General features: G+C 68.1%; 24 protein-coding genes. 6 read left to right on the top strand and 18 right to left on the bottom strand.

Annotated elements, in window-relative coordinates; genetic code table 11:
• Positions 1 to 6: 6 nt before the first annotated feature.
• The 3 genes from cruF to BMX07_RS00115 form a co-directional block, all read right to left on the bottom strand.
• Entirely contained in the window at positions 7 to 966 is a 960-nt protein-coding gene (gene cruF, locus BMX07_RS00125) for a bisanhydrobacterioruberin hydratase (RefSeq protein ID WP_090611543.1), read from the bottom strand.
• The gene (locus BMX07_RS00120) at positions 959 to 1,831 is read right to left on the bottom strand and encodes a prenyltransferase (protein WP_090611540.1); all 873 of its coding nucleotides are present in this window, start codon (positions 1,829 to 1,831) and stop codon (positions 959 to 961) included. Before BMX07_RS00120 ends, cruF begins: the two co-directional genes overlap by 8 nt.
• A gap of 82 nt (positions 1,832 to 1,913) precedes the next feature.
• Positions 1,914 to 3,410, bottom strand: coding sequence for a phytoene desaturase family protein (locus tag BMX07_RS00115; RefSeq protein WP_090611537.1), 1,497 nt, complete (start codon positions 3,408 to 3,410; stop codon positions 1,914 to 1,916).
• Between the two features lie 151 nt (positions 3,411 to 3,561).
• On the opposite strand from BMX07_RS00115, the gene BMX07_RS00110 reads away from it, so the two are divergent.
• Together BMX07_RS00110 and BMX07_RS00105 are read left to right on the top strand one after the other, a co-directional pair.
• The gene (locus tag BMX07_RS00110) at positions 3,562 to 4,260 is read left to right on the top strand and encodes an SDR family NAD(P)-dependent oxidoreductase (protein WP_090611534.1); all 699 of its coding nucleotides are present in this window, start codon (positions 3,562 to 3,564) and stop codon (positions 4,258 to 4,260) included.
• A 98-nt stretch (positions 4,261 to 4,358) separates the two neighbouring features.
• Entirely contained in the window at positions 4,359 to 4,538 is a 180-nt protein-coding gene (locus tag BMX07_RS00105) for a hypothetical protein (protein WP_090611531.1), read from the top strand.
• A 119-nt stretch (positions 4,539 to 4,657) separates the two neighbouring features.
• Here the strand turns inward: BMX07_RS00105 and BMX07_RS00100 are convergent, their stop codons facing one another.
• The 3 genes from BMX07_RS00100 to BMX07_RS00090 form a co-directional block, all read right to left on the bottom strand.
• Positions 4,658 to 4,942, bottom strand: a complete 285-nt coding sequence (locus BMX07_RS00100; RefSeq protein ID WP_081603348.1) for a translation initiation factor eIF-1A — start codon at positions 4,940 to 4,942, stop codon at positions 4,658 to 4,660.
• A 142-nt stretch (positions 4,943 to 5,084) separates the two neighbouring features.
• Positions 5,085 to 5,597, bottom strand: coding sequence for a YkgJ family cysteine cluster protein (locus BMX07_RS00095; protein ID WP_090611529.1), 513 nt, complete (start codon positions 5,595 to 5,597; stop codon positions 5,085 to 5,087).
• A 165-nt stretch (positions 5,598 to 5,762) separates the two neighbouring features.
• On the bottom strand, positions 5,763 to 6,524 hold the full coding sequence (locus BMX07_RS00090; protein ID WP_090611528.1) for a fumarylacetoacetate hydrolase family protein: 762 nt from the start codon (positions 6,522 to 6,524) through the stop codon (positions 5,763 to 5,765).
• 39 nt (positions 6,525 to 6,563) lie between these two features.
• On the opposite strand from BMX07_RS00090, the gene BMX07_RS00085 reads away from it, so the two are divergent.
• Positions 6,564 to 6,803: a hypothetical protein gene (locus BMX07_RS00085; protein ID WP_090611526.1), complete on the top strand. Its 240-nt coding sequence runs from the start codon at positions 6,564 to 6,566 to the stop codon at positions 6,801 to 6,803.
• A gap of 113 nt (positions 6,804 to 6,916) precedes the next feature.
• Complete coding sequence (locus BMX07_RS00080; RefSeq protein WP_090611523.1) at positions 6,917 to 7,156, top strand: PRC-barrel domain-containing protein; 240 nt, start codon at positions 6,917 to 6,919, stop codon at positions 7,154 to 7,156.
• Between the two features lie 377 nt (positions 7,157 to 7,533).
• Here BMX07_RS00080 and BMX07_RS00070 read toward each other — a convergent pair whose 3' ends face one another.
• The 11 genes from BMX07_RS00070 to BMX07_RS00020 form a co-directional block, all read right to left on the bottom strand.
• Entirely contained in the window at positions 7,534 to 7,770 is a 237-nt protein-coding gene (locus tag BMX07_RS00070) for a hypothetical protein (protein ID WP_090611518.1), read from the bottom strand.
• Positions 7,771 to 7,880: 110 nt separating this feature from the next.
• Positions 7,881 to 8,297 carry a DUF8009 family protein gene (locus tag BMX07_RS00065; RefSeq protein ID WP_090611516.1) on the bottom strand — a complete coding sequence of 139 codons (417 nt, stop codon included), beginning with the start codon at positions 8,295 to 8,297 and terminating at the stop codon, positions 7,881 to 7,883.
• Positions 8,298 to 8,323: 26 nt separating this feature from the next.
• Positions 8,324 to 9,118 (bottom strand): adenosylcobinamide amidohydrolase, encoded by a 795-nt coding sequence (locus BMX07_RS00060; protein WP_090611514.1) that lies wholly within the window; start codon positions 9,116 to 9,118, stop codon positions 8,324 to 8,326.
• Complete coding sequence (locus tag BMX07_RS00055; protein WP_090611511.1) at positions 9,115 to 10,173, bottom strand: aminotransferase class I/II-fold pyridoxal phosphate-dependent enzyme; 1,059 nt, start codon at positions 10,171 to 10,173, stop codon at positions 9,115 to 9,117. Before BMX07_RS00055 ends, BMX07_RS00060 begins: the two co-directional genes overlap by 4 nt.
• The gene (gene cobT, locus BMX07_RS00050; protein WP_090611508.1) at positions 10,163 to 11,209 is read right to left on the bottom strand and encodes a nicotinate mononucleotide-dependent phosphoribosyltransferase CobT; all 1,047 of its coding nucleotides are present in this window, start codon (positions 11,207 to 11,209) and stop codon (positions 10,163 to 10,165) included. Before cobT ends, BMX07_RS00055 begins: the two co-directional genes overlap by 11 nt.
• On the bottom strand, positions 11,210 to 11,797 hold the full coding sequence (locus BMX07_RS00045) for an NTP transferase domain-containing protein (protein WP_090611505.1): 588 nt from the start codon (positions 11,795 to 11,797) through the stop codon (positions 11,210 to 11,212). It lies immediately after the preceding gene.
• Positions 11,797 to 12,561: an adenosylcobinamide-GDP ribazoletransferase gene (gene cobS, locus BMX07_RS00040; RefSeq protein ID WP_090611502.1), complete on the bottom strand. Its 765-nt coding sequence runs from the start codon at positions 12,559 to 12,561 to the stop codon at positions 11,797 to 11,799. Before cobS ends, BMX07_RS00045 begins: the two co-directional genes overlap by 1 nt.
• The gene (cbiB, locus tag BMX07_RS00035; protein WP_090611498.1) at positions 12,552 to 13,529 is read right to left on the bottom strand and encodes an adenosylcobinamide-phosphate synthase CbiB; all 978 of its coding nucleotides are present in this window, start codon (positions 13,527 to 13,529) and stop codon (positions 12,552 to 12,554) included. Before cbiB ends, cobS begins: the two co-directional genes overlap by 10 nt.
• A gap of 33 nt (positions 13,530 to 13,562) precedes the next feature.
• The gene (locus tag BMX07_RS00030) at positions 13,563 to 14,204 is read right to left on the bottom strand and encodes an HAD family hydrolase (protein WP_090611495.1); all 642 of its coding nucleotides are present in this window, start codon (positions 14,202 to 14,204) and stop codon (positions 13,563 to 13,565) included.
• A gap of 84 nt (positions 14,205 to 14,288) precedes the next feature.
• Positions 14,289 to 14,900 carry a translation initiation factor IF-2 subunit beta gene (locus tag BMX07_RS00025; protein ID WP_090611493.1) on the bottom strand — a complete coding sequence of 204 codons (612 nt, stop codon included), beginning with the start codon at positions 14,898 to 14,900 and terminating at the stop codon, positions 14,289 to 14,291.
• Between the two features lie 108 nt (positions 14,901 to 15,008).
• On the bottom strand, positions 15,009 to 15,392 hold the full coding sequence (locus tag BMX07_RS00020) for a DUF5789 family protein (protein ID WP_090611490.1): 384 nt from the start codon (positions 15,390 to 15,392) through the stop codon (positions 15,009 to 15,011).
• Between the two features lie 195 nt (positions 15,393 to 15,587).
• Between BMX07_RS00020 and BMX07_RS00015 the strand changes: the two genes are divergently transcribed.
• Together BMX07_RS00015 and BMX07_RS00010 are read left to right on the top strand one after the other, a co-directional pair.
• Positions 15,588 to 15,785, top strand: coding sequence for a hypothetical protein (locus tag BMX07_RS00015; RefSeq protein WP_090611487.1), 198 nt, complete (start codon positions 15,588 to 15,590; stop codon positions 15,783 to 15,785).
• Positions 15,786 to 16,099: 314 nt separating this feature from the next.
• A complete protein-coding gene (locus BMX07_RS00010) occupies positions 16,100 to 17,044 on the top strand; it encodes a PGF-CTERM sorting domain-containing protein (protein WP_090611485.1) in 945 nt (314 codons plus the stop codon).
• An 11-nt stretch (positions 17,045 to 17,055) separates the two neighbouring features.
• On the opposite strand, the gene BMX07_RS00005 is transcribed toward BMX07_RS00010, so the two are convergent.
• A partial coding sequence (locus tag BMX07_RS00005) for an RNA-guided endonuclease InsQ/TnpB family protein (protein WP_139210774.1) occupies positions 17,056 to 17,746 on the bottom strand: 691 nt, incomplete at its 5' end.

The raw sequence follows: 17,746 nt of genomic DNA, 5'->3' as shown, positions 1-17,746 counted from the left end.
GCATCACTACCCGGACCGCCCCGTCGGCAGCGCCGTCCGGACCATCGCGAGACCGTACCGGTCGGTCCGGAAGAGCCCGAGACAGAACAGCCCGGCGACGCCGGCCGCCAGCCAGTTTCCGAAGAGGACGTTGATCGTACCCCAGAGCAACACGAAGCTCACCAGATCGTCTAGCGCGAACTCGCAGCTCCGGACGCGCTCGAGCAGCGCCGCGCGGTCGAACGCGAGATCGACGAGGACGACGGCGACGGTTCCCGAGAGGAGCCAGCCCCGGTAGTTCGAGACGGGGACGCCGTAGTAGTCGCCCGGCGGAACGTACGCCCAGAACCCGATCGCGACCGCCGCGGGATCGAGCACCAGGTCGACGGCGACGACGGCGGCGATCGCCGCGAGCAAGCGGGGGAGAACGCGCCGGGCCCGGTCGCCCAACACCAGCAGCGTGAGCAGATAGGCGTTCAGGACCAGCGGGACGAAAAACAGCGGCAGGGCGAGCGGGATCTCGCCGCCGAGCATCGGCCCGAGCCGGATTCCGTACTCGAACGTGCCGTAGGGCCAGCCCGTCCGCACGCCGACGAGTTCGATCGCGTAGGTGTACGCCGTCAGGACGCCCAGACAGGCGACCGCCTGGCGATCGACCTGCGGCAACAGGGCGACGACCAGCGGCGACCGCATCACCAGCGTGCCGAACAGGATCAACAGTGGATTGTAGGACAGCGGTGGCGGGAGGAGCTCCACCGCGCTCCCGACCAGCGTCACTGCGCCGACGATCGGGAAGATCACCGCGATGGTAAACCGGTTCTCACGGACGAGCGCCTCGAGCCGGCGCTGAACGGCGACCCGCGCCGAATCGGGTTCGTCGCCGGTGCGGTCGCCGCGACGCGGCTCCGGCTGCGAATCGGCGTTCGGTTCCGATCCTGGCCCCGGCCCCGATCGCGAGGGGGACCGATTCGAGTCGCCGCTATCCATAGAGCACCCTCCAGAGCCCCCCCATCGTCAGGACCGCGCCGACGACGGTGTTGATCGCCGGGAACCACCAGTATGCCCGGTCGACCGCGACGCTCGCGGTGGCGATCGCGGCGACGAGCGCCGGATAGACGAGCATGAGCGCACCCAGCCGGCCGTCGATCGCGCCGAAGGCGGCCGCACTCGCCAGCCAGCACGCGCCGCAATAGGCGTAGGTCCGGCGGTCGCCGAGCACCGTCGCGGTCGTCCGGATTCCCGTCTCGCGGTCGGGTTCGATGTCGGGGATCGCCGAGAAGGTGTGCATGCCCATCGCCCACAGCCAGCCGCCGGCGACGGCGAGCAGGGGCGGCTGGACGCCGGCGACGGCGGCGTACGCGGCCGCACCCGGTGTGATGTAGAGCCCGTTCGAGACCGAATCCAGCGGCGGCCGCGTCTTGAACCTGGCTGGCGGGGCGCTGTAGGCCGCGCCGAGGACGAGAAAGGCGATCAGCCACGGCAACGCGCCCCTCGAGAGGACGGGCGCGAACAGTACCGGCACGGCCGAACAGAGTCCGACGGCGACGGGAACGTATCCCTGGCCCCGATAGCGCGCCTCCCTGTCCTCCTTCTTCGGGTTCGCCGTGTCGATCTCGCGATCGTAGATGTCGTTGATCCCGTAGAGGAAGACGTTCGCCGGCAGGAGGAAGTACGCGAACAGCGCGATCGCGGCCGGCGCGAACAGGTCACCGACGGTGTCCGCGGCGTAGGCGACCCCGACCAGAACGGGACCCGCCAGATACAGCCAGAACCGCGGCCGCGAGAGGGTCAGCAGGTACGACAGCTGTTCGCCGACGCTGGCCTCGGTCGGTGCCGTCGAGTCCGAAGTCATCGATTGCGGTTCGATCGGTTGCCGTGGTCGGTTCGGGCCACACGCCGTTCGCCGCGACGGGCCGTCTCCGACGCCGCCCGCGTCACGGCCGACTCCCGTCGCCGTGGTCCTCGAGCACTTTTTCCGCGGTCAGTTCGCCGCTGATGAGACACATCGGAACGCCGATCCCGGGCGTGGTATCGCCGCCCACGAAGTAGAGTCCGTCGACCGCCGTCGAGCGGTGTGGCGGCCGGAAGAGCGAGGTCTGCCGGAGCGTGTGAGCCAGTCCCAGCGCCGTTCCGTCGTAGCTGTTGTACCGGTCGGCGAAGTCCTCGATACAGAACCGCTCCTCGAGGACGATCCGATCTCGGAGCGCCGTTCCCGTGTTCGCGGCGATATCGTCGAGGATGGTGTCTCGATACGCGTCGCGGAGCGCCGGCGTGTCCTCGAGGCCGGGGGCGATCGGGACGAGGACGAACAGGGCGCTGTGGCCGTCGGGCGCGACGTCGTCGTCGGTCTCGGAGGGCACACAGCAGTAGTAGGCCGGATCGTCGGGCCACTCGGGGTCGTCGAAGATCTGCTCGAAGTGGTCCTCCCAGTCGGTCGGCAACACGAGCGTGTGGTGGGCGAGTTCGTCGACGTCGCCCTCGACGCCCAGATAGAGGAGGAACGCGGACGGGGCGTAGGTGCGCTGCTCCCAGTAGTCGGCGTCGTGGCCGCGCCGTTCGGGAGTGAGCAGTTCCTGCTCGGTGTGGGCGTAATCGGCGTTACTGACGACCAGATCCGCGTGCACGGGCCCGGTCGCAGTCTCCACCTCGAACCCGCCCGTGTGGCCCTTGATCTCCGTCGCCGGGCGGTCGGTGTCGTACTCGACGCCGAGTTCGGTCCCGAGTTCGACGACGGCGTCGATGACCGAGCCGATCCCCCCGTCGGGGTACCAGACGCCGAGGTTGAAATCGACGTGGCTCATCAGGTTGTACAGCGCCGGCGTGTTCGTCGGGGAGCCGCCCAGAAACACCAGCGTGTACTGCATGATCTGCTGGAGCTTCGGGTGGTCGAAGTAGCCCTCGACGTGGCCCTGCATCGATCCCAGCAGCGAGAGCCCCCGCGCCTGTCGGGCCACGTCGAGGTCCAGATAGTCCCGCAGCCTCGACCGGTCCTCGTAGACGAAGTGCTCCATCCCGACCTCGTAGTTTTCCTTCGACTTCTCGAGATAGCGCTCCAGCGTCTCGCCCGCACCCGGCTCGTACTCCTCGAAGACGGCCTTCGTCCGCTCGAGGTCCGGGGTGACGTCCACCCGATCACCGTCCTTGAAGAAGATCCGATAGTGCGGATCGAGATGTTCGAGTTCGTAGTAGTCGCTCGGCCTGTGGCCGAAGTCCGCGAAGAAGCGCTCGAAGACGTCGGGCATCAGGTACCACGACGGCCCCATGTCGAACCGAAAGCCGTCCCGCTCGAGGCGACTCGCTCGGCCACCCAACTGTTCGTTTTTCTCGATGACGCGCACGTCGGCACCCGCATCGGCGAGGTAACAGGCCGTCGAGAGCCCGCCGATCCCACTCCCGATCACGACGACCGACTCACCGGCCAGCGATTCCATGGACGAACCTGAATAGCGGACCGGTGTTAAACGTATGTCATACATAGGTAGGGAACCCGAAGATTCTCGATGCGAGAACAGCGGCGGAAACGGCTTCGTATCGGCCCATTCCCGCCGGTGGATTCCTGTAGGTCGGTGCCCTAGAACCGGTATGGACGGACTGACGGCCATCGTGACCGGCGGGACGCGTGGTATCGGACGCGCCGTCGCCGAAGCGTTCGGGGACGACGGCGCGACCGTCGTCGTCGGTGCGCGAGACGGCGACGCGGTCGAGGAGACTGTCGACGCGCTCGAGGACGCGGGCGCGACTGTCGCTGGCCACAGGACCGACGTTCGAGACGAGTACGACGTGGAACGACTGGCCAAGACTGCCTCGCGAGCGGGTGAGGCGGCCGGCATCGATATCGTCGTTCCGGCTGCGGGCGTCTACCACGGTGAGGCGGGGCGGACGCCGACCGACGGCGAATCGTATGCCGCGTTCGACGATCACTGGCGGACCAACGGTCGCGGCGTGTACGCGACGATCCGCGAGTCGATTCCCCACTTGAACGACGACGCGCGGGTACTCGTTCCGACCGGATCGGTCGCCCGAAACGGGAACGCGGGATACGGCTCCTACGCGATCTCGAAGGCGACGGCGGAGGCGGTGGTTCGCGGTTTCGCCGCCGACACCGAGTACGTCGTCGGCTGTCTGGACCCCGGAATCGTCGCGACGGGGCTCTCGGGAGCGAACGGCCGCGATCCGGACGCCGTCGCCCCGATGTTCGTCTGGGCGGCGACCGAGGCGGATCCCGCAGTGCTAGACGGGGGGGTCGTCGGACTGCGCGAGTGGAAGACGGCGACCCGGTGACCGTCGGGGGATCGACCCGCTGTTTACGGGGACGGTCTCGAGTCGGTCCGATCGATACCAACGGTTATGCAGGCCCGTGACGTATGGTACCGTGGCGAATGAAGATGCACGAAGTCGCAACGAAAGCGGTCGCCTGTCCACACTGCGGGGAGAACGCGAGCGTCTCGCCGCCCGGCGAGGGGACGGACGTGAAAGTGCGGCGATCAGTCGCGGCGTTCGGCGAGTACACGACGGTCACGTGTTCGCAGGGCCATACCTACTGGGTATACTTCTGCTAGCACGTCGCTATTTTTCTCGCGTCTCGGGGTGAGGCGTCTCGAGCGGGTCGCTACAGCGCGTCCGCTGGCCGAGGTTACGTCTGCGAGAGAAATCTACGCTTCAGGCCGAAACCGAGCGATCAATCGATGTGGCCTTCACGACGCAGTTGATCTGCGTCCTGGCCGGTGTATCGCCATTCGATGGTGGCCTTCTCGTCCTGCCAGTCCCACGGCTCGGCGACGACGATGTCGTCTTGCTCGATCCAGGTCCGGTATTTCATGCGGCCCGGGATGCGGCCGAGCCGCTCCTCGCCGTCCTCACAGCGGAGGCGAACGTGGTTGCCACCGAGGTGTTCGGTTACGACGGCGAATACTTCATCGCTGTTGGGCATACGGAGGTTCCGTCGCCCGGAGTCTTCTGTCACAGTTCGACTACGTGCGGTAGACGTTTAAATTGTCGGGGAGGCGTGCTACCGTACACCGTTCTCCTGTAAATCCGTTCACGTATCGTCCGGATCGGGACGCGATCGTGACAATTCGCAGAACGGATACGTTTCGGCTGGACGACTACAGTTCGCGATCCGAATCCGGGTTCTCGAGTTCCCACAGCAGCTCCGGCAGGAAGGCCTCGAGGTTGTCGATAACGCTTCGTTCGCTGACGTTCAGCCCTTCGCAGTGCTCGTGGGCCGACTCCCGAATGTCGACGTGGAGGTCGCCGTCCTCGCGCCAGACGCCCAGCGGAAAGACGGAACACCGGGTCGGTTTCCAGTCCGCCTCGAGGTGGAGCGAACAGAGGCCGTCCTCCCGGAGGAACGCGCAGGCCGAACCGTCCTCGCCGACGTGGTCGTCGCGGTCTTTCGGCTCGCGGGTGACGAACTTCTCGCCGCGAAAGTCCGTCGTGGTCTCGGCGAGGTTCGCTCGCTGGGCCAACTCGAGGAGGTCCCGGTCGTAGAGGAGCACGCCGTGGTGACAGCACCACGTACAGTCGTCGACGCACTCGAAGGTGAGGTCGGGATCGAACTCGACGACGACCTCGCGGTCGGGGTAGACTTCGACGCGCCGCCGTTGGTCAGCGCTCACGACTGTGGAGAGGCGGGTCGTCCCCAAGTGCCTTTCTACCCGACTTCTCCGTCGCACTCCGCCGAGAGGCCACGGTATTCACCGGCGTCCTGCAAGCCCCTGATGCTTTCGTTCCCACCCGTCGGTGGAGTGGATCGGGATGCTGGACCGCACCGAAGGAGGGTACTACGGACGGGTTTCTCCGGACTCGAGCGGCAGGCGCTCCCGTTCGCTCGAGTCGACGACCGTGTTCCGGAGCGTGCCGACGCCCTCGTAGGTGATCTCGACGGTGTCCCCGGGTTCGACGAGGCCGGGGTTCGCGGGGCTGCCGAAGGAAATTACGTCGCCAGGGCGGAAGGTGAACCGGCGGGAGAGATACGAGACGACCTCGTGGGGGTCGAACAGCATCAGTTCGGTGTTCGCTTCCTGACGGCGCTCGCCGGCCACGTCGGTGTGCATGTCGATCGCGGTCGGGTCGACGGCGGTCTCGATCCACGGGCCGAGCGGGCCGGAGGCGTCGAACGCCTTCCGGGCCGTTCGGCCGCCCTGGTCGAGCGCGTCCATATCGTTCAAGATCGTGTAGCCGCGGACGACCTCGGGCACCTCGTCTTCGGAAACGTTCCGGCATGGTTCGTCGATGACGGCCGCGAGTTCGCCGGCGTAGGTCACCTCGTCGCTGAAGGCGGGGTACGGAATCGAATCCTCGTGACCGACGAGCGACGCCGGGGGCTTGACGAAGAAATCGGGTTCGTCGGGTTGCTCGTACGCCATCTGATCGAGCGTCGCCGCGAAGTTCCGGCCGACGCAGTACAGCGCCGACGGCTCGCAGGGCGGCAGGAAGTCCCCGTCCGCTCCGACCTCGTAGACGCCGTCGTCCGTGTGCACGACGCCGTCTTCGTACCGTCCGGCGACCGGTCCGTCGTCCGTCGCGATCCGCGCGAGTTTCATTACCGGCGGTCTCGATTCCGGGAGATTAGTGGTACCGGTTTGGTTGCGGACCGGTTCGATCGGAACGGCACGCTCGAGTACCGGCCGGAGGATACCGACGTCGTTCGAGACGTCGAGGCGGGCGTCGCGTGGGTCGAACCCGGACCGGAGATGACGGACTCGATCAAGTCGCGGCCGCGTCGCGACCGGGACGTCGCGGACGGGATGGAGAACTATCGACTCGACGAGGACCCCGTCGACGAGGTCACCGGCGACGAGATTCGGCTCCGGCGGCACTGATCGAGCGGCCGGCGATTCGAGGGCCGGCAGACCCTCCGGAGACCGCGGCGGTCACGATTCGGTGCAGATGCAGGGCCAGTCTATACGCGACTACTCGATGGAGGGGGATCTGCATGTGCGCTAGCTTCACAGACGACGACGAAGGGAAACGCGTCGTCAACGCGAACGGAGACGAGATCGGCATGGTGAAAAACGTCAGCGGTGGCACCGCCCACATCGATCCCGATCCCGGGATGACCGACACGATCAAATCGAAACTCGGCTGGGGCGACCACGACGAGGAGACGTATCCGCTCGACGACGACCACGTCGAGTCGATCACTGACGACGAAATCCGACTCCAGCGGCTCTGATCGGCCGCCGACTTCTTCCCCCAACTCCGATCGGCCGCCGATTTCTTTCGCCGGAGAAATGAGCGGCGTCCCAAAGCGGTGACTGCGCAGCGACGGTCACCGGCAGACGCCCTCGAGGTACTCCCGAGCGAACCCCGAGTCGCGAGTCGGCGCGTTCCAGCCCGAACCGGTCGAGTGGTCGCCGTAAACGTTGTCGTATACGGACCGACGCAAAACGGTGCGGGGGACCGGTCTCGATTCCGACCGATTCGGCCGGCTGGACCGATCGAAAACGGGAACGACTCCCGCGGCGGCTTCGAGATCGGATGCGCTCGCGGTAGCGGTCACGGCCCGTTTCCGCACCCGCGCTCGCCGACTCGAACTCGAGCCGTCGTCGCTCACTCCTCGAGCAACAGGTACGTCCGGCCGCCGCGGTGCTCGAGCGAGACGGCGTCGGTGTCGACGTTCGCCCGGACGTACTCGTCGATGCCTGCGGTGTGGACGTCCGTGACATCGATCCGGCGACGCTGTCCGTCCGATCGCTCCGTCCCGTCGACTGGTGACCGGGACTCGTGGCGGTCGGTCGCCGCGTCTCGATCGGCCCGTTCGTCGGTCTGCTCGGCGATCAGTGGCATACGTTTCAGTTCGACCGAGAGTACGTCAAACCGATCCGTCCGGAGTGAAAGTGAAAGTACGAGACAGCGGGACGCTCCCGGACGGAGCGGTCATCGCGTTCGCGTTCTCGCTACCCGAGCGACTTGAGTTCGACGCGGTGTGACCCGTCGTCGGTCTCGATCGTCGCCGCGTCGACGATGGCCTCACGGGCGCGCGCTTGCCAGTCCGCGACGGCCGCTGCGTGGCGCTCGCGGATCCGATCGGCGTCCTCGGTGGCCGCGTCGTCGAGCCGCGACTCGAGGTCGGGGTAGTCGTCGAGGACCTCGTCCGCGATGACGTCGTCGGGCGAGAGGTGGATCGCGCCCGTCAGTTCGGTGTCGTCGACGTGGTAGACGTGAATTCTGGCCCGCATCCGGCCGTGGAACGGCGGGGTGACCCGGAGGACGGCCTCGCCCGGGTTCTCCCGACTGTACACGTAGGCGTCGGCGGCGTCTGCCGGCGACAGCGCGAGCGAGCGGATCGCTGACGGATCGTCGTCCTCGGCCATCGATCGTCGGTAGGAATCGCGACGGGTTAACTGTGGGGTTCGGACCAGCCGTCATCGGCCGGCGGACGAAACACCTCGGCCCGGCCGTCCGTCGAGACGCCGTACGTCGCGTCCGCGACCGATTCCGGCGGGTCCGCATCGACGGCCGCGTAGTGTGCGGCGAGCGACGCCCGAACGGCGTCCCGGACGCAGGCGCGCGTCGCCGCGCCGACCTCGGTGCCGCTGCCCGAGAACGCCGCCGGCGACCCCGACGGGTCGTGGCCGGCGACGATCGCGTCCGTGGTCGTGCCCGGAAACCCGATTTCGGCGAGCAGCGTCGCCGCCTTCGCCTCCGCGGCGACCGCGATCAGGTTCGCCAGCGCGCCCGGCTCGAGCGCCCGCGTCGTCCCGACGACGACGTTGACGGTTCCCCGACCCTGTCCCGTCGCCGACTCGCCGGTCTCGATCGCGGTCGCCTCGGCGGTTTCGGCGGCGTCCGGTTCCATCGGTAACGCGGCAGGGTTCGAGATCCCGGCGGTCGCGTAGGCGGTCACCGGGCCGCGGCGAGCGCCGCGAGCGTCGGCGACGTCGACGCCGGTCAACAGGGCCGGTCCGGCGAACTCCCCGGCGGCCGTCTCGAATCGGGCTCGCTCGAGCCGCTCGTCGACGTACGCTCCGAGATCCGTCCGATTCCAGGCCGCCGGAACCGAGATGTTGTACGCACAGTCCGCCGTCCGACGGCCGCCGTTCCAGCCGGTCGAGAGCCACTCGGTGGTCGGTCGGCGAACGCGAAGGACGCCGTCTCGCCGGGTCGCCTCGTAGTCCGCGTCCGTCCCAGTCATGGATCGGTTTCGGGACCGACATCCTCGCGGTCGCGGACGCCCAGCGCCGCGAGCAGTCGGTCGTTCGCCGTGCGGTCCTTGACCGCGACGCGGACGTGGGAGTCGAGCGCGCGGAAGGTCGTCGCGTCGCGGATCGCGACGCCCGCCGCCCGCGCGTTCGCGATCACCGTCGACACGTCGCGGTCGCCGACGTCGCAGAGGAGGTAGGGTGCGTCCGACGGGTAGACGTCGAACCGCCGTTCGAGCGCCCCGCGCATCCGTTCTCGCTCCCGGGCGACGCGACCGCGCGTCTCGCGGACGAACTCGTCTCGACGGAGGCAGTGCGCGCCGACTCGAGCGGCGGGCGTCCCGAGCGACCACGTGCGGCGAGCCGTCGCGAGCGCGTCCCGCTGCTCGCCGGTCGCGACGGCGAAGCCGGCGCGGAGTCCCGGGAGGCCGAACAGCTTCGTGAGCGAGCGGGCGACGACGACGGGCTCGAGATCGACCGTCGCCGCGGAGGGTCGGTCGGTGAACCCGAGGAAGGCTTCGTCGACGAGCAGCGTCGTGTCGGCGTCCGCACAGCGGGCCGCGAACGCCGCGAGCGCGTCCAGATCGATCGCGTCCCCGGTCGGGTTGTTCGGCGTGCAGACCACGGCCAGCGCACACGACTCGAGCACGGTCGGGCCGACGTCGATCAGTTCGTCGTAGCGAACGAACCGCGGCGTCGCGCCCTGAAGCCGGACTTCGCGCGCGTACTCCCCGAAACTCGGGTACGGAACGAGCGCCTCGTCGCCCGGCTCGAGGACGCCCTCCATCGCGAGCCGAATCGCGGCCAGTCCGCCGGCCGTCGGAATCACGCGCTCCGAATCGCAGCCGACGAACGCGGCGGCCGCGGCCCGAAAGTCGGGGTAGTCGTCGTCCGGGTAGCGGCGAGACGCCTCGAGCGCGGCCGCGTACGCGTCCCCGACGCCGTCGGGCGTCCGCGGGTTGGTGTTGGCCGAGAAGTCCAGCAGATCGCGGTCGGATTCGCCGCCGTGCGGGACTCGTTGCCCGGTCCGGATCGATTCAGGGTCCACGGCACCCCTCCGTCGCGTCCGCACCGTCGCGCTCGTCGTCGATCCCCTCCTCGGCCTCGATCCCGAGGCGAGTACAGACTGCCTCGAGTCGGTCCCGCACGTCGCACATCCGGCCGTCGGGGACGAGCGAGAGCGCGCCGCCCATGCCGACGCCCTCCTTGGCCTCGCCGGCGCAGTAGCGGTTCATCGCGACGTGGTCGCGCTCGTCGAAGCCGGGGTCGGTCACGGCGAGCTCGCAGTCGAACCGCTCGCAGGCGTCGGCGAGTCGGTCGCCCCGCTCGTCGGCGACGAACGAGGTGGTCGCGATCGACAGCGGGGCGTCGATTCCGCGGTGGCGCAACGCGGCGGCGACGGCGACCATCTGGGTCCCGCCGGCCAGCGTCACCTCGAGACCCGCCTCGAGCGCGCCGGCCGCGATTCCGGCCACCGTCGGCTGGACGGGATCGCCGACGGCCTCGATCGCCGCGAGCGGCTCGCCCTCGCAGTCGCCCGGCTCGAGTCCGCTGGCGGCCAGCCCATCGTCGACGACCCGTCGCTTGCGCTCGAGCGGGTTCTCGGGCAACGACGAGGAGACTTCGGCCGGTTCGCCGAGCGCAGTGAGGAGGCCGAGCGCGGTGGTGGTTCCTCCGGGGACCGTCTCGCCGATCATGATCTCGTCGTCGGGCAGACTCGCGCCGTAGTCGTGGCCCCGGTCGAAGGCCGCGTTCGCGTCCGAGACGGCGACGCCTTCGCGGACGTCGGTCCCCGGCTCGACGCCGAGGTCGACCGTCGGCGCGGCCGTCGACCGCGTGAGTCCCGCGTCGATCACCGACACGTCGAAGCCGACGACCTCCCTGACGGCCCGGGTCACGGCGGCGGGCGTCGGACAGCCGTTCGGACTCACCGGCGTCACCGGCGACGCGACCGGCTCCCCGTACTCGAGGATCTCGACGTCCGCCGAAGGGGTGTGTTCCATCAGCTCCGGGGCGGCCCCGGCGGCGCTGATACCGTCGATCAGCGCGGTTTCGGTCGTTCCAGCGGGGAGGAGGAGACGCATCTACCGCCCCTCCACGGAACGGCGTCGTAGCCGGTCGGCCGCGACGCGGGCGTCTTCGAGGCGGTTCACGTTCACTGCCAGTCGTGGATCGTAGTGGATGTCGGTCATCGTCGTGGATTCGTCGGTCGTGCCGACCACGTTGACCCCGGTCGGCGCGAGGTAGTCGTCGGGCTCGAGTCGCGCGTCGATACTGACCCCGAGCCGCCGCTTGAGCGCCGCAGGGACGCAGACGGTCCGCGAAGCGACACCGTCGCCGTGGGCGGCGAGCACCCGGTCGACGACCGTCGCCTCGAGCAGCGGCAGGTCCGCGGCGACGGTCAGGACCGGCGGCGAGACGTCGGACCGCTCGAGGACGGTCAGCAGGTCGGCCACGTAGCCGTCGCCCGCCGTCCCGATCGTCGAGACGTCGGCGGTTCCCTCGAGGTGGGTTCGCGTCTCCGGCGCGTGCGGGGAGACGGCGGCGTGGATGGTCTCGATCCGGCTCTCTCGCAGGGCCGCTAGCACGCGATCGATCATCGCCGTCCCCTCGATCGGATACAGCGGCTTCTCGTGGGAGCTCTCGAGGCGGGTTCCCCGCCCGCCACACATCACAACAGCGTCCACGCGATCACCCCCAGGTGGACGCCGGCGACGCGGCCGATCTCGTTGGCCGCGCCGAAAACGTCGCCGTTGATGCCCCCGAGATACCGATTCGCCCAGTTCCACGGAAGGCCTCCGCCGGCGACGGCCCCGAAGAGAGCGGCTGCACCGGGGTGTGGCCAGACGACCGTCGCGGCGAACACCGCGACGGCCAGGGGAGCGAAGAACGACCCGACGGTCGCCGCATCGGTGAACTGCTTTCCCATCCCGTCGGACGCGGCCCGTCCGTAGCAGGCCATCCCGGCCATCCCCAGTTTCGTTCCGACCTCGGCACCGATCGCGACGCCGACCGCCGCGACGACGGGGAGCGCCGCCAGCCCGAGGCCGCCGAGCGCCAGCGCCACGACCGTGATCGACACCGAAAGCAGCGCGCCGACGCCGGTCGTCGTGTCCTTCAGCACCTCGCGGCGGCGCTCCGCGTCGCCGTGTACCACCAGCGCATCTCCCAGATCGGCGACACCGTCGAGGTGGTGGATGCCCGTCACCGCGTACACCGCACACAGGTAGCCCAGCGCCACGGTCGGCGCTGCGAGCGTCTCGGCAGCGAGTAGCGGAAGCGCCGCCAGCGCACCTGCGACGAGGCCGACGAGCGGAAACGCCGCCGGCGTCGCTCGGAACGCCTCCCAATCGCCGTCGCGGTAGCCGACCGGGAGCCGCGTCAGAAATCCGAGCCCGCCGCGAACGGCGCCGATCCAGCGGCTGCTCACCGCCATCCGACGCTCACCTCCGCGATCCGGGGTGCGATCGACGCCGCCGCCGAGCCCGAGACGAGTACCGCCAGCGCGACGGCGACGATCACCGAGACGACGGCCGCTCGACCGACGACGGCGACGGCTCGCTCGCCGTCCGCCAGCATCGGGAGTTCGGCGTCGGGATTGAGGACGTAGACGGTCGGCTTCTCGAGGCGTACCGCGAGCGCGCAGGCGAGCGTCGCCATCGGCCAGCCGGAGTTGGGCGACGGCGGGACGCGCGCCCACCGCCGAGCCCGGACGACCGCGAGCGGATCGACCGCCGCGAGGGCGATGGCGGCCGCGGCGATCCGGGCCGGCAGGAACATCACGAGGTCGTCCAGGCGCGCGCTCGCGGTGCCGAGCGGTTTCGAGGGATAGCCGAGCATCGAGTCCAGCGTGTTGACGCCCTTGACCCACGCGGCGGCCGCCGCCGCGGCCGGCAGGGATATCGGTGCGAGCGCTGCGAACGCCAGCAGCGTCGCGACCAGTCCGTCTGCGAGGTTCTCGGCCGCGCTTTCCACGGCCGCGCTGCGGAGCTCGCCGGCCGAGAGGGGCGACGCGTCCCGCCCGACCAGTCCGCGAACCCGTTCGCGGGCCCGCTCGAGGTCGGCTTCGGTCGCCGCGACGACGTCCTCGGTGAGCTCGAGCAGCGTGCGCAGGCTGGTCGTCAGGAAGAGGACGAGGCCGGCGGCGATGCCAGCGCCCATCGGGTGAACGGTCGCCGCCGCGAGAACGGTTCCGGCGGCGACGGCGGCCGGGACGAGCGGGGCGAGGGCGGCGACGGCGACGCCGACCAGTCGCTGGCGGCGCTCGTCGTCGCTCCACGGCCGATCGAGCACGTCGACGAGTCGGCCGAACCACGCCACCGGATGGACGGCGGTTGGCGGCTCGCCGATCAGCAGATCGAGACTGAACGCGAGCCCGACGATCGCGAGCGTCGTCAGCGCCACGTTGACGCCTCCATACCGTCGGACTCGGACCGCTCAGTCATGACCGCTCCGGTCGGCGAGCGCAGCCAGTCGCGGCGGCACGTCGGCGAGCGACAGATCCTCGAGCAGTAGCGCCGTCCCGCCGACGGATTCGATACCGCCGTCGGCGGCCGGATCGTCGCCGACGTGGACGAGATCGGGAGTCGCGACGCCGAGTTCGTCCGCGGTCAGTTCGAAGATTTCGGGTGCCGGCTTGCGCCAGCCACAGCCCACGCTCGTGACGATCGCGTCGAAATCGTCGCGCTCGAAGTCGGACCTGACGAGCGTCCGCCCGACCAGCTCCGGTACGCTGCAGTTCGAACAGATCGCGACCGGGCCGCGGTCCCGGGCGGCGGCGACGGCCTCGAGCGCGCCCGGTCTGGTTTCGACGGTCGGATCGAACGCCGCGACGACGGCCCGTCTGGCGGCGTTGTGCTCGTAGTCGACGTCGCGGCTCGCGAGCGCGCGTGAGACGTGGGCCGGAAGCGGTACTTCCGCACCCTCGGGTGCGTCGACGTGTGGCTCCGCGTACGCGGCGCTCCAGTCGTCGGGGACGGCGACGTCTCGCTTCGCTAATTCGGTCGCGACGGCTGTCGCCGGATCGTCCGGACGGTCGGCGGTCACGAGCGTCCCGAAGAGGTCAAACGATACTCCCACAGCAGTGTGACTAGGACAAGTTTACTTTAATTTCGCGATCCGCACTCGAGCGCTCGGCGAACGGCGAACGAATCGAACCCGGACTCAGTCGAGCCGGGCGAACGCCAGGTTGCCCGAGATGTTCTTGATGTAGATGTCCACGACGTCGCCCTCTTCCGCGCCGGGGACGAAGATCGTGTAGCTGCCCTTCTCCGCGACGCCGTCGCCTTTGCGGCCGGTCCCGGTGATCTCGACCGTGTAGGTCTGCCCTTCCTCGACGGCGTCCTGCTGTTGTTGCTGCTGGGAACTGGTCGAGCGCTTGGTGACGGGGCGGAACGCACCGCAGGCGTCACAGCGCAGCATCGGCGTCCGGTCCTCGCGGACGAGGCGGGTGTCCGGCAGCCCACACTCCGAACAGAGAACGTACTCGTCGACGTAGGCGTCGATCGCTGCGTCGAGGTCCGTCTGGGAGAAGCTCCCGTTGTACCGGCCGCGGCCGTTCTCGAGTTTGCCGCTGGTCCCCAGTTCGCGCTGGATGAACCGGTGGAGATGCTCGGTGTCCCGGGAGAGGACGTCGGCGATCTCGTCGAGATTGGTCACCCGCGTGAACGCGCCGTCTTTCTGTGGCTGCGGGTCGGGAATCTGTAGCCGCTGTTCGTCGCCCCCGATATCGGGAACGTCCTCCATCGCTCGGTCGAGACTCGATTCGTAATCCATACGCGAGAACAGGCGACGGGAACGTAAATCCGTTCTGCTATCACGATCCGACCGACTGCGCGGCGAGCGACCGGCCGAACGGCGTTCGACCCGCCGCCGACGTCCCGGTCAGTACGCGTCGCTCCCGCGTTCGCCGCGCGACTCCTGTGCGTCGTCGTCCAGTTCGCCGAGCTCCCGTTCGGCGTTGGCCTCGTTGGGGCTGCCGGCCTTCCCGGTGAGTTCGCCGTAGGCCGCCTCGCGGACCTCCTCGGGCGAATCGAACTGCTCGCCCACCAGCCGGTCGAAGACGCTCCCCAGCGACTCCGTCTCGTTCGGCATGTCGATCGGTTCGTTCGCGTACTCCGTCGCCAGTTCCTCGCTGGTGACCGGATACTCCAGCTCGCCGAGGTGGCGTTCGACGTCCTTGAGGATCGACTCCGTGTGGTCGGCTCGCTCGGATTGCCGTTTCTCCGCCCGGTCCTGTGCTCGATCGCGGTTCGGTCCCTCGGCCATAAACCGAGCTATCACCAGCCGTCGGAAAAGCGACCGGCCGGCGTTCGCGGGGCGAGGCGACGCTCCCGGACCGGTAGCCCGTCGGTATCCACGCCGGCGGTCCGTCGGTGTTGTTCCCCCAGGAGTAACAGCACTGTTACCGCTCGAGGCCTCACAGCGGATATATGTGGGCCGTTCGCCGAACTCGCACTGCGAATGGGTGATCAAGACGACAATCGACGAACGATCGCTGCCTGCGAGCAGTGCGGGGCGCTCTACGCCGCACTCGAACTCGCCGAAGACAAGATTCGTCCGATCGGCAGCCGAGACGGGTGCCGATGCGGGAGTACGTGTTTTACACCCGTCGACGACTCGCTCTCGGATTTTTCTCTCGAGGACACCACCGATACCTGACTCGACCAGCGCGACGGGCGTTCGGAACGGAACCCGAACGCCGCTGCTCGGTACTCCCGCGTCGACGTCGTCGCCGACCGCCCCAGCGTCCAGTTTGGGTCCACGGTTTTCCACTCCCTTCGGGAACCGCCGACCGCTTCAGCGACCGCCTACCGGGCGTAGGGACCCGCTACTCCTCGAGTACGCGGCTCATATATAGAACGGTGAATCCGATACTCCGGATCGATGACCAGTAGTCCCAGACGACAGTCGTCGAGGCGAAACAGTCACACGATCGAGACCGCAGCCGTCGAAGCCGAGGTGGGGACGTAACCATGGCCAGGTTTCGAGAACGTGGCCCGAGTTGGCGGCAGTCGCTGCTCGCACTGGGGCTCGGGCTGGCCGTGGTCGCGAGCCTCGTCGCGGCGGGTGCGGCGGGTGCGTCCGCGGGCGTCGTGGATCCGGATTCGAACGGGACCGTCTCGGAGGCTGAATACGTCAAGCCCGCACCGGAACAGGGCGATCCGTACTTCGAGGCGGCCGCGAGCGACGGTAGCTGGATCAGCTACGAGAACCCGCGCGACGAGTACCGGAATCCGTACCTCGGAGATGGCTCCGGGAAGGTCTGTGTCACGCTCGTCAACGAGAACGGCGATCCGGTCGTCGGCGAGTCCGTGCCGAACACGTCCGTGACGATCCCGACGAACAACGTCACGAGCTGGCACTCGCACGCGGACCCGATGACCGTGCAGTTCCCCATGACCGACCACTACGACCGACCGCTCGACGCCGACGAGTTCGGAACGAGTCCGGACATCTCACAGGGTGACGGCTACATGGACACTCACTGCATCGAGATGCACGGACTCCCGGAAGACGCGACCGTCGAATACGGCGAAGCGGAGATCAGCGGCGAGCACGCGGACAGAATCGACCTCGTCGGCTACATCCAACAGATTCCCGAGGGCGACGGCTGGGACACGGATATCGATCCCGTGACCGCCGCGGAACCCTACGCGGAAGCCGGCGGCGGCTGGACCTACGAGACCAACGCCACACACGCGGGGGTCGTCGTCGTGCTCCAGCTCGACGCGCCGGCCGACGAACGATTCGAGCCCGCCGACTCGAACACGGACGTGACGGACTCGAACGGGGACACGAACGCGACCGAGCAGACTGACGGGACCGACGGTGGCGGAGACGACGAAATGCCCGGATTCGGCGCGCTCGCAGCCCTCGCAACGCTGTCGATTGGTGCCCTCGCTCGACGGCGAAAGTGAACTACTCCGCCCTACTCACTCGTCGCTAACGCGACTCGTTCCTTGAGGACGGAGCTTCCTGTTTCTACGACGCGACTTGCAGACACAGAACGAGTGTCCGCAGAGGTAGCAGTCTCCACAGGCGTGCCTTTGGAGTGAACCACTCCTAGTTCCGACAATCCGCGCGATTTCACGTTCAACGCCGCATTCCAATCCCTATCAGTCTCGAATCCACACGATGGGCACGAATGCTCTCGAACCCACAACGGCTTATCCGACTCCGCACCACACTCAGCGCATTCCTTCGTCGTTCCGCTGGGATTCACTTCGACGTAATGCGTTCCGTGCTTGTCACAATGGTGTTCGAGAATCGCTCTGAAATCACTCCACCCTACTTCAGCCTTGTTCCGCGCGTTGCCATCTGATTCCAGCATCGACCTCACGTTCAAGTCCTCGACAAACACCGCGTCGTACTCCGTCGCGTAGAAGTGTGCGATTTTGTGCTTGTAATCACGCTTCTTGTTCGACATTCTCGCGTGCACTTTGGCAACGCGACGGCGCTGTTTCTCCCAGTTTTGAGATTCGTACTGTTTGCGAGAGAGCGAGCGTTGCTCGCGTTCCAAACGCTCTCGGTCGTCGGACAAGTCGAGACGGTCGATGGTGCGACCTTCGGAGTCGTACACGAAATTTAGTACGCCGAGGTCGAGACCAACCGTGTCTTCA

Source organism: Natrinema salaciae, assembly GCF_900110865.1.
Lineage (GTDB): Archaea > Halobacteriota > Halobacteria > Halobacteriales > Natrialbaceae > Natrinema > Natrinema salaciae.
This window is presented reverse-complemented; position numbering and strand designations above follow the sequence as displayed.